General features: G+C 69.2%; 13 protein-coding genes. 11 read left to right on the top strand and 2 right to left on the bottom strand.

The window, feature by feature from the left end:
* Window positions 1–109: 109 nt before the first annotated feature.
* From AB0D53_RS38545 to AB0D53_RS38520, 6 genes are all read left to right on the top strand, one after another.
* On the top strand, window positions 110–1,876 hold the full coding sequence (locus AB0D53_RS38545; RefSeq protein WP_362454030.1) for a phosphatidylglycerol lysyltransferase domain-containing protein: 1,767 nt from the start codon (window positions 110–112) through the stop codon (window positions 1,874–1,876).
* 2 nt (window positions 1,877–1,878) lie between these two features.
* Entirely contained in the window at window positions 1,879–2,577 is a 699-nt protein-coding gene (locus AB0D53_RS38540; protein WP_362454029.1) for a hypothetical protein, read from the top strand.
* A gap of 198 nt (window positions 2,578–2,775) precedes the next feature.
* Window positions 2,776–4,416 carry an APC family permease gene (locus tag AB0D53_RS38535; RefSeq protein WP_362454028.1) on the top strand — a complete coding sequence of 547 codons (1,641 nt, stop codon included), beginning with the start codon at window positions 2,776–2,778 and terminating at the stop codon, window positions 4,414–4,416.
* Window positions 4,417–4,475: 59 nt separating this feature from the next.
* Window positions 4,476–4,634, top strand: a complete 159-nt coding sequence (locus AB0D53_RS38530; RefSeq protein ID WP_362454027.1) for a hypothetical protein — start codon at window positions 4,476–4,478, stop codon at window positions 4,632–4,634.
* A 287-nt stretch (window positions 4,635–4,921) separates the two neighbouring features.
* Entirely contained in the window at window positions 4,922–6,082 is a 1,161-nt protein-coding gene (locus AB0D53_RS38525) for an NAD(P)/FAD-dependent oxidoreductase (RefSeq protein WP_362454026.1), read from the top strand.
* 501 nt (window positions 6,083–6,583) lie between these two features.
* Entirely contained in the window at window positions 6,584–7,864 is a 1,281-nt protein-coding gene (locus AB0D53_RS38520; RefSeq protein ID WP_362454063.1) for a GNAT family N-acetyltransferase, read from the top strand.
* 277 nt (window positions 7,865–8,141) lie between these two features.
* On the opposite strand, the gene AB0D53_RS38515 is transcribed toward AB0D53_RS38520, so the two are convergent.
* The gene (locus AB0D53_RS38515; protein WP_362454025.1) at window positions 8,142–9,074 is read right to left on the bottom strand and encodes a LysR family transcriptional regulator; all 933 of its coding nucleotides are present in this window, start codon (window positions 9,072–9,074) and stop codon (window positions 8,142–8,144) included.
* Between the two features lie 100 nt (window positions 9,075–9,174).
* On the opposite strand from AB0D53_RS38515, the gene AB0D53_RS38510 reads away from it, so the two are divergent.
* Both AB0D53_RS38510 and AB0D53_RS38505 read left to right on the top strand, forming a co-directional pair.
* Complete coding sequence (locus AB0D53_RS38510) at window positions 9,175–10,341, top strand: MFS transporter (RefSeq protein WP_362454024.1); 1,167 nt, start codon at window positions 9,175–9,177, stop codon at window positions 10,339–10,341.
* Window positions 10,342–10,959: 618 nt separating this feature from the next.
* Window positions 10,960–11,559: a GPP34 family phosphoprotein gene (locus AB0D53_RS38505; protein ID WP_362454023.1), complete on the top strand. Its 600-nt coding sequence runs from the start codon at window positions 10,960–10,962 to the stop codon at window positions 11,557–11,559.
* 1,106 nt (window positions 11,560–12,665) lie between these two features.
* Here AB0D53_RS38505 and AB0D53_RS38500 read toward each other — a convergent pair.
* The gene (locus AB0D53_RS38500) at window positions 12,666–13,079 is read right to left on the bottom strand and encodes a hypothetical protein (protein WP_362454022.1); all 414 of its coding nucleotides are present in this window, start codon (window positions 13,077–13,079) and stop codon (window positions 12,666–12,668) included.
* Between the two features lie 678 nt (window positions 13,080–13,757).
* Between AB0D53_RS38500 and AB0D53_RS38495 the strand changes: the two genes are divergently transcribed.
* From AB0D53_RS38495 to AB0D53_RS38485, 3 genes are all read left to right on the top strand, one after another.
* Entirely contained in the window at window positions 13,758–13,913 is a 156-nt protein-coding gene (locus tag AB0D53_RS38495) for a hypothetical protein (RefSeq protein WP_362454021.1), read from the top strand.
* Entirely contained in the window at window positions 13,910–14,266 is a 357-nt protein-coding gene (locus tag AB0D53_RS38490; protein WP_362454020.1) for a hypothetical protein, read from the top strand. The genes AB0D53_RS38495 and AB0D53_RS38490 overlap by 4 nt, the downstream gene beginning before the upstream one ends.
* Window positions 14,267–14,474: 208 nt before the next feature.
* Window positions 14,475–14,993 carry a GNAT family N-acetyltransferase gene (locus tag AB0D53_RS38485; RefSeq protein WP_362454019.1) on the top strand — a complete coding sequence of 173 codons (519 nt, stop codon included), beginning with the start codon at window positions 14,475–14,477 and terminating at the stop codon, window positions 14,991–14,993.
* The last annotated feature ends 61 nt before the right edge of the window (window positions 14,994–15,054 follow it).

The following is a 15,054-nucleotide window of genomic DNA, read 5'->3' as shown; positions in this document are numbered from 1 at the left end:
CGCCCGGTACGCGGCGCTGAACGCGTCCGGGCCCGCCTTGGCGAGTTCACCCGTTCACCGCACTCCGCGGAGCGCCTCCAAGGGCCCCGCAACACCTAGGGTCGTTCGTATGGGGCGCGTCCGACGGAGTCCGCAACCCGGCGCGGACCGCAGCGAGTGGTCACGGCGCGGATACCTCTCAGCGGTCTGGTATCTGCGGGCCGTTGCCTTCATCAACTTCCTCGGCGCTGTGTGGGTGTCCTTGGGAAACGACATCCGGCGGCACAACGACGACGAGTTCTTCACGCCCTATCTGCTGACTGCCGGGTTCTTCTCCGGTGTGCTCTCCGCGTTTCTGGCGATCACCATGCGGCGGCGCAAACGTGCCGCCTGGATCCTCAACCTCGCCCTGGCCGGGCTGACGCTGGTGCTGACGGCCCTGGCCCTGGAACTGCCGGTGTACCGGCAGCACGTCGAGAACTGGATCGCGGTCCTGCTGACCACGTTCTTCGTCGCCGCCATGCTCGCCGGGCGGCGGGAGTTCCACGCGAAGGGCGACCGCGCCAACCCGAAACTGGCGGCGGTGGTCGGTGTGGTCGGATTGACGGTGGGATCGTTGCTTGCCACCACCATGGTCACCGTGAGCAACACCGCCCCGGACGCCGGGCGCTCCGACTTCCTGGAGCGCTGGCACTACGGCGTGCTGCGCATGTTCTCGCTCGCCTACGACGACATCCGCTTCGAGGGGATCGCCACCCCCGGCTGGGCCAATGTGCTGATCAATCTGATGAGTACGGCGCTGATCCTGCTGGTCCTGTACGCGGCCTTCAGATCCCGCCGCGCCGTCGACCCGCAGACCGAAGAGGACCAGCGAGAGATGCGCGTGCTGCTGGAGCAGCACGGCGACCGCGACTCCCTCGGCTACTTCGCCCTTCGCCGCGACAAGAGCGTGATCTGGTCGCCGTCGGGCAAGTCGGCCGTCGCCTACCGAGTGGTCGGCGGGGTCTCGCTCGCGTCCGGTGATCCGATCGGCGATCCGGAGGCTTGGCCGGGAGCGATCGACCGCTGGCTAGTCCAGGCCGGTGAGCACGGCTGGACACCCTCTGTGATCGGGGCGAGCGAAGAGGGCGGCATCATTTACACCCGGCACGGACTGAACGCTCTGGAACTGGGCGACGAGGCGATTGTCGACATCGGCGAGTTCACCACGGAGGGCCGTGCCATACGGAGTGTCCGCCAGGCACACCACCGTATCGAGCGCGCCGGATACACCGTCCGTGTCAGCCGGCACGAGGACGTGTCGGCGGACGAGATGACCGAGCTGATCGCATTGGCCGACGACTGGCGTGACGGAGCGACGGAGCGGGGATTCTCCATGGCGCTCGGCCGTCTCGGCGATCCACAGGACGGTCGCTGCATCATGCTGGTCTGTCGTGATACAGCAGGCCGGCCGCGTGCCCTGCTGAGTTTCGTCCCCTGGGGCGCAGACGGGCTCTCCCTGGACCTGATGCGACGTGACCGGAACTCTGACAACGGCCTGTTCGAGTTCATGGTGCTGGAACTGATCCGGCGCGCAGGCGACCTCGGTATCACCCAGGTCTCGCTGAACTTCGCGATGTTCCGCGCGGTCTTCGAACGCGGCTCCCGGATCGGCGCGGGCCCGGTGCTGCGGCTCTGGCGTTCGCTGCTGACCTTCTTCTCCCGCTGGTGGCAGATCGAGTCGCTGTACCACGCCAACGCCAAGTACCGGCCCATCTGGGAGCCCCGCTTCCTGCTGTACGCCCAGAGCACCGATCTGCCGCGGATCGCTCTCGCCAGCGCACGTGCCGAGGGCTTCCTGGAGGCGCCGGGACTGCCGAAGTGGCTGCACCGCAGACGTCTGGAGACTCGCCGTTGAACATGGCTGCCTCGTTCGCCCGGCGCGAGTGGGGACCCCTCTACGCGACCGTGCGGACGACCCTGGCCACCCGTGGGTGGCGGGCCGTCCCGCTGACGCTCGCCTCGGTCTGTCTCATCGCGCTCTGCCAGATCGTCCAGGACCAGAGCTGGGGATACGGCCTGATCCGGGACATCGGCTTCGTCCGGGCCGAGGACCCTCTCTGGCTCGCCCTCCTCCGTACCCCGCTCTCGCTCTTCGTGCCCGCGCTCAGCCTGCCCGTCTGGGGCGCGATGGCGCAGGTGCTGGTCGTATTCGGCGTCGCGGAGATCACTCTGGGCCGGCCGCGTACCCTCGTCATCGCCTACGTCTGCACTCTCGCCGGGACTCTCTACGCGCGGTTCGGCATCGCCGTCGGACCCGAGGGCCTCCTCGGGCTGCCGGCCTCGGACGCACGGATCGTCGACACCGGTCCGTCGGTGGCGGTCACGGGGCTCGCGGTCTGCGTCTGTGCGTGTACGGGGGCGTGGTTCACCGTGGCGCTGGTGGTCGTGGCGTTGATCGTCGAGGTGATCGTCAAGCCCAATCTGGCCGGCACGGAGCATCTCGTGGCGATCGGGGCCGCGCTGGTGCTGTGTGCATCAGCGGCCCGGCGCCACCGGTACCCGTCCGACGGCGACGGTGGTGGGGGCGGGCCCGCCGTGCCGCCGGCCGGGGGCTGAAAGGCGGCTGTTCGCAAGGGCCGGCGGCCCAGCCGTACCGCAGTGGCCCGCTGCCTCCCGGGGCCTCCGTTCGGAGCAACTCTTGCCGTGCCGGAGTGGGCCGGGCCGGGCCGGCACCGGGATAGGGAGAGGATGCCGACGGACGCGCCGGAACGGCTGCGTGTGTCCCGTCGAAACCGGAGCGAGGTTGCCTGTCAGATGCCGACGCCGGCCGCACCCGAGCTGTCCCGGAAACCGGGGCTGAGGCGAGACATCGGCCTGATCGGACTGATCTGGGCCTCCGTGGGGTCCATCATCGGATCCGGCTGGCTGTTCGGCGCGCTGTTCGCGGCGCAGGTGGCCGGGACGGCCGCCCTCGTCTCCTGGGGGATCGGAGCCCTCGCGATCACCGTTCTGGCTTTCGTCCACGCGGAGCTGGGGGCCATGTACCCGGTCTCGGGCGGCACCGCGCGCTTCCCGCACTACGCCTTCGGCAGCGTCGCCGGGGCTTCCTTCGGCTGGTTCTCCTGGCTCCAGGCTGTCGCCACGGCACCGATCGAGGTCATGGCGTCGCTGAACTACCTCAGCGTCCACGCCACCTGGGTACAGACGGAGAAGAACCAGCTGACCGCCGCCGGATACGGGCTGGCCGTCGCCTTCATGGCCTTCTTCGTCCTCGTCAACTTCTTCGGCATCCGTTGGCTCGCCCACACCAACAGCGCGGCCACATGGTGGAAGCTCGCCATCCCCCTGCTCACCATCGCCGTCCTGGCGGGGACCACCTTCCACCAAAGCAACTTCGGCCACCAGGGCTTCGCCCCGTTCGGCGTCGAGGGCGTGCTGTCCGCCATCAGCACCAGCGGAATCATCTTCGCTCTCCTCGGATTCGAACAGGCGGACCAGTTGGCGGGGGAGAGCCGGAACCCGGCACGGGACATCCCGCGGGCGGTGATCGGCTCGATCCTCATCGGGGCGCTCGTCTACTTGGCGCTCCAGGTGGTCTTCATCGGGGCTCTGCCACAGAGTTCCTTCGCTCACGGCTGGGCCGATCTGACCTTCGTCGACAAGGCGGGCCCGTTCGCCGGACTCGCCCTGTCCGCCGGGCTCGGCTGGCTCGCCGTGCTGATCTACATCGACGCGGTCGTCTCACCGACCGGTACCGGCCTGATCTACACCACCGCCGCTTCCCGGGTGTCGTACGGGCTTTCCCGCAACGGCTATGTGCCCGCGGTCTTCGAACGGACGACGGCGCGCGGGGTTCCCTGGTTCAGTCTGCTCTTCACCTTCCTTGTCGGGCTCATCGTCTTCCTGCCCTTCCCCACCTGGCAGAAGCTGGTCGGTTTCGTCACCTCCGCAAGCGTGCTGATGTACGCGGGCGCGCCGCTCGCTCTCGGGTGTCTGCGCAAGCAGGACCCGGACCGGCACCGCCCGTACCGGCTGCCCGGCGGTCTGTTCTGGGCCCCCGTCGCCTTCGTCGTCTCCAACCTGATCATCTACTGGGCCGGCTGGGACACCCTGTGGCGACTCGGCCTGGCAATCGTCCTCGGATATCTGCTGCTGGGCGGCTCGGCACTCCTCAGGCTGAACCCGAGGGCCCCACGACTGGACTGGCGGTCCGCCCAGTGGCTGCCGGTGTATCTGGTGGGTCTGGGCCTGATCTCCTGGCAGGGCGGCTACTGCAGCGGAGGACCGGCGTCGAAGGTGTCCTGCGGTGCGACCGGCGTCATTCCCCTGTGGTGGGACATGGCGATCATCGCCGCGTTCAGCCTGCTGATCTACTTCTGGGCGCAGGCCGTCCGGCTCCCGGACGAGGCGACCCAGGCGTACATCGGCCCGGTCGACGTACTGCCCGGCCACTGACGACCGGCCGGCCGCCGGCTTCTGTCCTTGCCGCTGCCGTGGAACCGGCTGGAGCACCGGTGCCGCCGCTGGCCGAAACCCTCCACCTGCTGATCAACGACTGGCAGAGACGCTCGCAGGGCGAGGGCAAGCAGATCGCGACGGGCGTTCTCAACGGCTTCTTCACGGGCCGCGTGCGTGGTGGCCCGCCCCCCGATGGAGCCGGGACAACGGGTTGATGACGACCATCCGCGTCTTGCCGCCCCTGGAGGCAAGGGCGTGGTCAACCTCGTCGGGGAGTTCGGCGGGGCGCCGTGCATCCAGGGGGCCGTCCCAGTGCGGTGACGAGCTGGGGAACAAGCAGTGCGGATTCGCGCCGCTCTTCGCTGCGCAATGCGGAACGCTGTCTCGTCCCCCGGCTCCCGAGGCAGCACGACGCGGATCATCCGTTCGCCGGCTCACGCAGTTGTCTCGGTTCGGTGACGGGGCGGGACCGGCTCGGTCAGGGACCGTACGTTGTATCGACATGAGACCCCGTATCGCCGTGATCGGCAGCGGCCCCGCCGGCCTTGCCGCCGCCCGCGTCCTGCACCGGCATGGTCACCCTGTCACCGTTCTCGAACGAGACCCCGCCCGCGACGCCCGTCCCGCGGGCGGCACGCTGGACCTGCACGAGGGGCTGGGCCAGCTGGCGCTGGAGAAGGCGGGAGTGCTGGCGGAGTTCCAGGCGCTGTCCCGCCCCGAGGGGCAGGCCATGCGCATCCTGGACACGGACGGGACCGTCCTCCGCGACTGGCAACCTCGTCCAGGTGACCGGGCCAATCCCGAGATCGACCGCGGGCAACTCCGTGACCTGTTGCTCGGGCCTCTGGACGTTCAGTGGGGGCGGGTCGTGACGGAGGTAGTGCCGGAGAGCCGGGATGGTGTGCTGGTCCATTTCGCGGACGGGCGACAGGGGATGTTCGACCTCGTGATCGGCGCGGACGGTGCCTGGTCCCGGGTCCGCCCGGCGGTCTCGGCCGCGACACCGCAGTACACCGGCGTCACCTTGGTCGAGACCTCCCTGGACGACATCGACACCCGCCACCCCGACCTCGCCCGGTTGGTCGGCGACGGTTCCGTGGCCGTGTACGGCGTGAACCGCGCGCTCGTCGCCCAGCGCAACAGCGGCGGTCACGTCAAGGTATACGCCCAGTTCCGCGTGCCGCTGGACTGGTACACGAACCCGGACCGGCATACGGGCCTGAGCCGGCGCGAGGGCCTGGGCCTGGCCGACGTCGAGACCATGCGGTCAAGCCTGTTGGCTCTGTTCGACGGCTGGGCCGCGCCCGTTCTCGACCTCCTCCGCCACGGCACCGTTTTCGTCCACCGCCCCCTCTACGCCCTTCCCGTGCCCCACACCTGGGCCCACGTCTCCGGGGCGACGCTACTGGGCGACGCCGCCCACCTGATGCCCCCGTTGGGGGCGGGCGCGAACCTTGCGATGCTGGAAGGCGCCGAACTCGCCGAGTCCATCGTCGCCGCCCGCGGCCCTGGAGATCTGGACGAGGCCGTCCGTGCCTTCGAGGAACAGATGTGGGCACGAGCCGACAGGTGGGCGAACATCACGATGGCTGGTCTGGAACGCCTCGTGAGCCCGGACCCCTCCGAAGCCCTCGCCCTCTTCGACGAGGTCCAGCCTTCCTGACGGCCACGCGTGGGAGCGGCGCGGAATCGTTTCGCGAGTTCGGCCCCTCGCGCGGGATGTAGGCGAGGTGGCCGGTGCTGTCGGTGGTGCGGAGTCGGACGATGCGGATCAGGTCGTCGCACAGATCGATGCCGAGCAGGCGCGGGGTGCGGGGATGCGCCTGCGGGGATGCGGCTTCCTGGTGGGCCGGCGCACCGGCTGTGGGCTGCGCCGGGGGTGCGCGGAAAGATCATCGGACGGGCGTCGGTGCCGGCCATGGTCCGCCGCCTACCGGTGAAGCGGCCTCAGGCGCGCGAAGCGGACGGAAGCCGATCCCGGGCAGGGGACGGCCCATGGGCCCGGTACAGCCGGGCATCGCAGGGGGCCAGCGCCCGTGTCGGGCCCATTCGATGTGCGCTCGGGCGGCGTGCATGCGGAGAATGGAGCAAAGAGTTCATGGCCGGGGAGCATCACGCCCTGCCCCGAGGAGTGGTGCGGCCCCCGTTCGCGGAGGTGGCTGTGATGCCGGCGTGGCGCTTGCGGGACTTCCACGACGATGATCTGGACCGGGCCATCCAGATCTGGGACCAGAACCAGCAGGCGGACGAGGCGCCTGCCGTCTTCCCCGTATCGGAGGTCGTGACTGCGGCCAGGTCCGGAGGGCCGGCCGTGGTGGCGGTGGTCGGGGGCGAGCTGGTGGGTGTGGCCGTCGCGCAGGCGTGCGGCGAGAGGGGCTGGATCACCCTGGTCGCCCTTGCCGGGACATGGCGCAACCGCGGTGTCGGGAGTTCCCTGGTCGCCGAGCTCGAGCGGCGCCTGCGGGCGCAGGGCGTCCGCAGGATCGGAGCGCTCCTGACGCCGGGCGCGACGGGAAGCGCCGCGCTGGAGAACTCCGGCTACCGTTCCCGGGCCGGGCTCGTCTTCTACGAGAAGGTCGAGCATCTCGGTGCGAGCGATGCGGGCCTGCTCGCAGAGCTGGGGGGACGGATACTTCCCGGGGGTCTGTGGGACAGCCTTGCGGGAATGGAAGCGGTGAAGGAATCCATCGAGCGGCGGATCGTGCTGCCGCTGGCCCGGCCCGTGCTGGCCGAGCAGTACGGGGTGAGGCCGCCGAAGGCGGTCATCCTCTTCGGGCCGCCGGGCACCGGGAAGACCAGCTTCGCCCGGGCGGTTGCCTCGCGGCTGCAGTGGCCGTTCGTGGAACTCTTCCCCTCCCGGCTTGCCTCGACCGGGGAGGGAGGACTGGCGGCCTCACTGCGGGAGGTGTTCGGCGAGCTGGCCGAGCTGGAGACGGTGGTGCTCTTCATCGACGAGGTCGAGGAGATCGCCTCTGTCCGCTCCGGTACGGCTGCCGATCCCAGCCACGGCGTCACCAACGAACTGCTCAAGCTGATCCCGGGCTTCCGTGACCACGACGACCGGCTCCTGATCTGTGCCACGAACTCAGTTCGCTCCCTCGACCCGGCGTTCCTTCGCCCCGGCCGTTTCGACTACGTCATCCCTGTCGGCCCGCCGGATCCGGAGGCCCGTTCAGCGGTCTGGCGGCGCTACCTCGGGCCCGCCACCGGCCATGTCGATCTCCACCGTCTGGTAGCAGCGAGCGAAATGTTCACACCGGCCGATATCGAGTTCGCCGCCCGAAAGGGCGCCCAGACCGCCTTCGAACGCGAAGTCGCCCAGGGGCAGGGCGCTCCGGCCGGCACGGAGGACTACCTCCAGGCCATCGCGCAGACCCGTCCCACACTCACCGACCAGGCACTGGAGGACTTCGCCGAGGACACCGAGAAGTACCTGCGGATGTGACACCGAGGCGACCCACCGCGGACCTGAGCGGCCCGGGCTCCCATGCTGCCGGATTCTCGACGTGCTTCCCGGTCGTCCTGCGTCCACTTCCCTGGGTGCTCCTCCATTCCGGTGCCCGAGCGAGTTTTCCCACCGTCACTGCCATGCCCCGTGCCCACGACATGACTGGCACGGAGCACACAGGGCCACCAACTTCCGCAGCATCGAGAAGCAGGCAGAGCGGGCCGAGCGGGAGACACGCAGGGTGAAAGGACCGGTGTCCTGGGTGACGCGCTCGTCAATCGGAGCCCAGCGGACGGGAGTTGATCCCGGGTCCCATGTCCTTCGCGAGGGCAACCGCGAGCGCCCGGAAGATCCGTACCTCCTGGTTGTCGTCACCGGCCCGCACCGCGAGATAGCTGCTCTCCCACCGCGCATCGAGGACGGGTACGAAGACGGCGCCCGGCCATGCGTAGTACCGCGCGAACGAGCGCAGGCCAGAGCCCGCGGACCGACCGGTGACGACGCCGGTCAGCACCTCCTGCGGGGTGACGGCGAACTCGGAGCTGCGGCGCTGGGCCCGGTCGTCGAAGTACAGATACTCGGTGAACGAGTGCGGGGTGTGCCCCGGGACGCTGAACAGCGGCAGCTCGGCGAGGTCCGCGACGCCGACCCCGGATCTCCGTGCGTCGGCCAGTGGCGACCGCTCGTGCACGACGACGATCCGCTGCTCGGTGGTGAGGACATCCGCGACGAGCCGCTCGTCGTCCGGGCTCGGCCGCACGAAAGCCACGTCCACCCGGTCCTCCACCAGCGCGGTCACATGCTCCGTGAAGTCCAGCTGGCGGATCTCCACCCGCACCTCGGGCCGCGCCCGCCGGTAGGCGTTGATGGCCGCGGGTGTCAGCTCCGCCGAACCGTGCCCCATGATCCCCACCCGCAGCGGCCGCCCGCCATCAGCCTTCTGCGTGACGTCCGCCAGGTCGTCGAGTGCGGCATTCGCGGCGTCCAGGAGGGTGCGCGCGTGCCCGGCGAGCCGCACGCCGGCGGCCGTCGGCACGACGGGGGAGCCGGACCGGTCGAGGAGCCGCGCGCCGACCTGGCTCTCCAGACGGCGCACGTGCTGGGTGACAGCCGGCGGCGACAGAAAGAGCCGCGCTGCGGCCCGCCCGAAGTGCCCCTCCTCGACGACTGCCAGGAACGACGAAAGAAGTCGCAGGTCAAGCACCATACGACCAGGGTAAACGGGGAGCCGGGCAGGTGGCGCGGGCCGTTCACGAATCGTGAACGTACGGCGCGGGCCGAACGGTCGGGCACGTACGAATGGGCGTATGACCACACTCCCTGTCACCGCCTCTGTCGCCCCCGTCCCCGCGGCCACCGGCACCCGGGGCGCCCGCGCCGCATGGATCATGCTGGCCTCCGGCTGGAGCGCCAACCAGTTCTCGGCCCTGCTCGGCGCCTACCGCAGCCACCTCGGCCTCACCGAGTCCACGGTGACCGGTCTGTTCGCGGTGTACGTCGTCGGCCTGATACCGGCGCTGCTGATCGCGGGCCCGCTCGCGGACCGCACAGGACGGCGCCGGGTGGCGCTCGCGGCCCTCGCCCTCAACGTCCTGTCCACCCTGCTCCTGATGGTGGGCGGCGCGTGGGGCGGTGCCTGGCTGCTGTTGACCGGCCGCTTCCTGACCGGTGTCAGTGCCGGCGCGCTGCTGGCCGCGGGCAGTGCCTGGATCAAGGAACTCTCCGACTCGCCCCGCCGCCCCGGCCTGTTCGTCTCCGCCGGCTTCGCGACGGGCGGCCTCGTGGCGGCGCTCATCGCACAGTGGGCACCCTGGCCGATGGTGACGGCGTACCTCCCGCACGTGGTCCTCGGGACGGCGGCGGGGTGGCTCGCACAGGCCGCGCCGGAGACGGGCGGATCGGTCCCGGCCCACAGCTCCGAAGCCGGCCACGAACACACCGGCCACCGCTTCCGGCGTACGGTTCTGCCCCTGGCACCCTGGGTCTTCACGGCCCCCACCATCGGCTTCGTCACGCTGCCGGGCACCCTTCACACCGGCCTGATCCTCACGGGCGTCGCGACGGCCGTCGTCCCCGGTACCGGTCTGCTCACCGCACGGCGAGCCCGGTCCACGCCCACCGCGGGCCTCCTGGTCGTCGCGGCCGGCACAGCGACTGCCGCCGTCGCCGCCGCGACGGGGAACGAGCCCCTCGCCCTCCTCGCCGCGATCGTTCTCGGCGCGGGCTACGGACTGGCCCTCACCTACGGCCTCACCCGGACCGCGGCCCTCGCCCCGCCTTGCCAACTCGCCCGCTGGACAGCCTGGTTCTGGGCAACGGCGTACCTCGGCATGTTCACCCCGTACGTCCTCACACTCCTCGGCCACGTCACGACGACGCCGGTGCTGCTGGGGGCCGTCACGCTGCTCGCCCTTGCCCACGCCGGGTTCGGTTCGCACCAGGTGAAACGTCTGGCACGACGCCGTACGCCGTGACGCATTCCCGCCGGCCCTTCAAGGAGCCGCACCCGATGCGGAGCGTCCCGAGCACCCGTCCCGCCTCCCGGACGCGCCCACCGGATTCGGGACGCCTCGCACCCCAACAAACCGCCGCTCCTGACGAGCCGGGGTTCCACTGGCGCCGGACCAGTGGCTGGAGTGGCAGCCGCGTCAGGTCCGGGGCCGGATCCGGGGGCTCCAGGTCCAGGAGCAGCAGGCGCAGCGTGCCCGGGAGCGGGCCGGGCCGGTGGTACGAGCCCGAGTTCGGCGTTTCCCCAGATGCTTCACCATGTCTCAGCCTTCTAAGTGGGAGGACTCGTACGAAAACATCACATGCCAGATGATCTTGTCCCTTTTGGCTCTTCGGCCCTTCGGTGCTTCAGCCGTTCGCAGCCGCTCGGCGGACAGGCGGACGAAGCGGCTCGGAAGTCCAGCACAGCGAGGACCCGCCGTTCTGACGCCGTCGGCAGAAACTCCCGCCGCCCTGCGAAATGGTTCCGGCCGCTCGGACGGAGCGATACTGGTCGTGACAGTCACCCCGCCGCCGGGCAGGCCTCGGTCGCGGGCACGGTCGGTGGGGACGCACCTCGTCGACGTCTCCGAGGGGAGCCGTTCATGACCACGGCGAAAGACCTGTTCATCACCGTCATGGACCTGAAGCATCCCGTGGGACAGGGCGACCTGTCCCTCGCACTCGCGGGAGCCGAGCTGATCGATCTCATCGGCGCGGGGGCGGTCGCCGTGGACGGTGACCGCATCGTGCCGGGTGGACCGCCGACGCTGGACGACCGGTTCATGGGCGAGGCTGCGGCAGGGCTGACCCGGCAGGCGCCCTACGAGCGGATCGAGGACTGGCTGTGGCGCCGGGGCCGAGACCTCTCGGCCGCGTACCAGGCCGCCCTGGAGGAGAACGGTGAGCTGAAGCCGCAGCGAAGCGGCCGCTTGCCCTTCGGCGCGGAACGCGTGGAACCGGTCGATACGCCCGCGCGCCGCCGCGCAGCCGACCGCTGGGAAGAGAAGGAACCCGTCCTGGCCGCACTCGCTTCGGTCGTGGGCATCGACGACGAACGATCCGACGATGAGACCGGCCTCGATGACGAGGCGGTGACGACCGTGGTGGCTGCGGTTCACGACGCGGTGATGGAACTGGAAGCCGTACGCCAGAGGCGGACCATCGAGAACGCAGCCTTCGCCAACATCTGGCGCGGGCCATGAGCCGACCCGTCCTCGGGGGTGCGGTCGAGTACGACGAAGACGGTGACCGGTCGCACGGCCCCACCTGGAAATGGGTGTGCGTCCGGCCCGCAGTCTGATCACGGTGTCTCATGAGACACCGCCAAGTCTGGAGAAGGAAGGTCGCAGAACCGTGCTGTGCGCCGTGCCGACGACAACGTCGTGCTGTGCGCCCGGTCCGGCGGATTCGTCACCCCGCACTGGAAGGACCCGGCCGCAGCCGGCATGGCACTGCGCCCCGGCACGGTTTTGGACGGGGAGGCGGTGATCTGGTGGGATGACCGACTCGATTTCCGCGGCCGCGCAGTCACGGGCCGCATCACCCGTGACCCGGGCCCGCGCCCCGGGGGCCGGTACTTGGTCTCCTGCATCTGCTGGGACGTTCTGCGGCACCCGGACCCGGCGACCGGCGACTGCCGAAGTCGCCCGCACATCGAGCGCCGCGCCTTCCCCCTGGAACTCCTCGCCCATGTCGAGGCGCCGATCCAGGCCGGCCTTGTCGGCAACGCTCTTCGAAGGCTGCATCAGGGGAACGTGACGAGGCCCTTCCCTGGCGGAGGGAAGGGCCTCGTGAGTGAGCGCTGGGCAGGCCTTGCACCTGCATTTCCCCGCGGGAAGCGGGGCGTCTTTCCTTGGACCACCAACGCAGTGAGAGTCACCGCGAGTTGCGGCGAACTTTCAAGATCGACTATAGCGCATGCGATCCTGATGAGGCACAGCACCGGCGGGGAACGGCGGCGCAGGGGCTGTGCCCGACCGCTGCATGGTCGCCCCCTTCCACGATCCGGCCTTTCCTCGGTCCGCCGCTGCCGCTGCGAATGGCCGCCGCGACTCGTCGGCTCGCGGCATTTGGACCCCTCGGGGGAAGGTTCATGACGTGCGGCGCTGGGCTGCGATGACCTTCGCGTCGAGGTCGCATCAGGCCGTTGAGGTGCGGCCGGAGGCGGCCCGGTTGCCGTAGTCCCAGTACCTGTACTTACCGAAGAAGCGCGGGGCAAAGCCCAGTGAACGGAGCTATCCAGGAATACTCCCACGCCGAGATCGCACCAGTCATTCCGAGATCATCTCAACCATGCCGGAGGGTTGACTCAGATGCGGACGCTCAGCCGCAGGTTGAGCCGGTGGCGCAGACGAGCAGAGGCACCCCGAAGGGTTCCGAGCCTGCGCACCTCGTTCACCTCAAGTTCCAGCCGGTCGGCGAGAGCGAGTACGGCGGCGTAGGGTCGTTCGCCCTCCTCGAGCTTCGCTGCAACGGCTTCGAGGACAGCTCGAAGAACCACGGAGTTCGCGCCGGGGTGTTCTGCCAGCAGGCGAAGAAGCCTGTTGTCGTTCCAGACACTGTCCCGGGCCGTACTCAGTTCCTGGAGAGCTTCGGGCGGAGTGTAGGGATTGGCGGCCAGGGCTTGCCAGACGAACGGGTACGGACACCGCACGAGACGCTGCAGGACAAAGCTGTCCTTCTCGGCGTGCGCCAGTACGAGGTAGTCGGCAGGCGTGGGCACGAGGATGGCCTCTCAGGATGGTCGAAGCCGTCATCTTGCCACTGCGACTTCGCTACAGCGGACACGGGACGGTCATGCCCTACCTGCCTCGACCATCACTTACGGGACAACTTTTGGCTGCCCTGCTCATGATCCGGTAGAGCGCGTCGGAGCCGTCGACGAACCCGGTCTCCGGGCCGACGGCCGCGACGGCAACGGCCACTGCTGCGCCGATAGTTCGTGGCTGTGAATGAGATCCGGATCCGGCTGGAGGAGTTGTTGTTCCCGTCGATTGCGGACGTCGTGGTGCTGTCGGTCGACGCGAACATCGAGACCTGAGCAGTGACGTGAGGGTGGTCATATTGCCGGATGCCGGAAAGCAGTCGTGCAGGCCGTCTGCCGTGCCCGGCAGGTGAGGGGCCGCGTCCGGGTGGTCATCATGATGAGCCGGGGCCTGGCATTCTGGGGTCCGCCGGATGCGAGGGGAGGAAGGCGAGGGTGCTCGTGAGCGTGACAGAGGTGTTCGACAGGGCCGTGGACGTGCTTACCGTGGCTTTGGGACTGGGCTGCATGTGGTTGGGATGGCGGGCCGTGCTCCGGCCGCGCCGGTCACCGCAGCCGATCCATGGACCTGCATGGGCGGTCCGTGCGTGGGGGCTCGGTTATGTGCTGTTGGGGATCTGCCTCACCATCCAGTCCGTGACCCTGATGGTCGGCGGCGAGCCGGGCCGGTCGGCGGGCGCGATCCGCTGGGTCGCCGGACCGCTGGTGGTCGGCTCGATCCTGGCGGCGTTCGTGTCCTGGCGGTGGGAGCGGCGTCGGGCCCGGGCCATGAATGAGGGGAGGCAGGCGTGAACCGAGCCGTCCCATGGAGTGAGGCGGCGCTCGTGGCCGTTGCCTGCTGGGTGGTCAGCGTTCTGGGGTACGGCGTGCTCGCCGTCCTCGACGAGCCGCGCCTGCCCGTTGCGCCCCTCATCGGCATGGGGCTTGTCCAGTGGTTCTGGGCGCGCCACCGCTTTTGGCAGGCCGCGGTCGCGGCCGGCCTCGCTGGGGCTGTCGTACTGTTCGGGCTCGTCGACGCCCTACGTCCCGGCATGGACCGGTACGTCGCGGACGCGCTGGCCACGGGGGCCGCGGCGACGGTTGCCCTGGTCATCTTCACCCTGGTCGGCCGCGGAACGGGACATCGTCGTGACGCGGCACACTGACCCCCTCGTTGGCCACCACCTCATCCTGCAGTCCGAGCCGGGCGCCGTCCGGCGGCACACATCCAGCACCCGCTGTGAGGGCTGCTCAGGCAAGGGTCCCGGTGACTTCAGAACTCAGGTTCTGGCACACATTCCGTGACGAGGACATTCTGTGTGACTCGACTGAACTTCTTCAGTCCGAATAGCAGCAAGATCTATGCTCGGAGGCGTGATTCAGACAGAGCGACTCTCTCTGCGACCTCTTGAGACCTCGGACGTTCGTGCGTTCGTCGAACTCCATGCCGATCCGAGAGTCAATCGATTCGTTGGAAGCTTCTCTCAGCGGCAGGCACTGGAACGGCTCGCCGAAGTCGAGCGGCAGTGGGCTGAACGGGGTCATGGCCTGTGTGCCGTGGAGCTTCGGTCGAGCGGCGAGTTCATCGGCCGAAGCGGCCTGCAGTACTGGCAGCAGTTCGACGAAATCGAGTTGGGATGGACCCTCAGAGCAGAGCAATGGGGGCACGGATACGCAACCGAAGCAGCTCAAGCCTGCTTGGACTGGGGCTTTGCCACGCTCGAAGTCGAGTACTTCACTGCGCTCATGCGGCCGGGAAACTTGCCTTCGGTGAAGGTGGCTGAGCGACTCGGCTTCTCACCGCGTCGGCAAGACAAGCTGGACGGCAGCCCTGTCACCGTGTACGCGTTGAATCGTCCAGCCACCTTGTCATCCGAGCGTCAGAAACACTGAGTCCGGACAGCAGTATTCTCTTCCGAGAAGTTGGAAGTCGGCTCGGCCGAACATATGGCGT

It is taken from the genome of Streptomyces sp. NPDC048295 (genome assembly GCF_040652135.1).
Lineage (GTDB): Bacteria > Actinomycetota > Actinomycetes > Streptomycetales > Streptomycetaceae > Streptomyces.
This window is presented reverse-complemented; position numbering and strand designations above follow the sequence as displayed.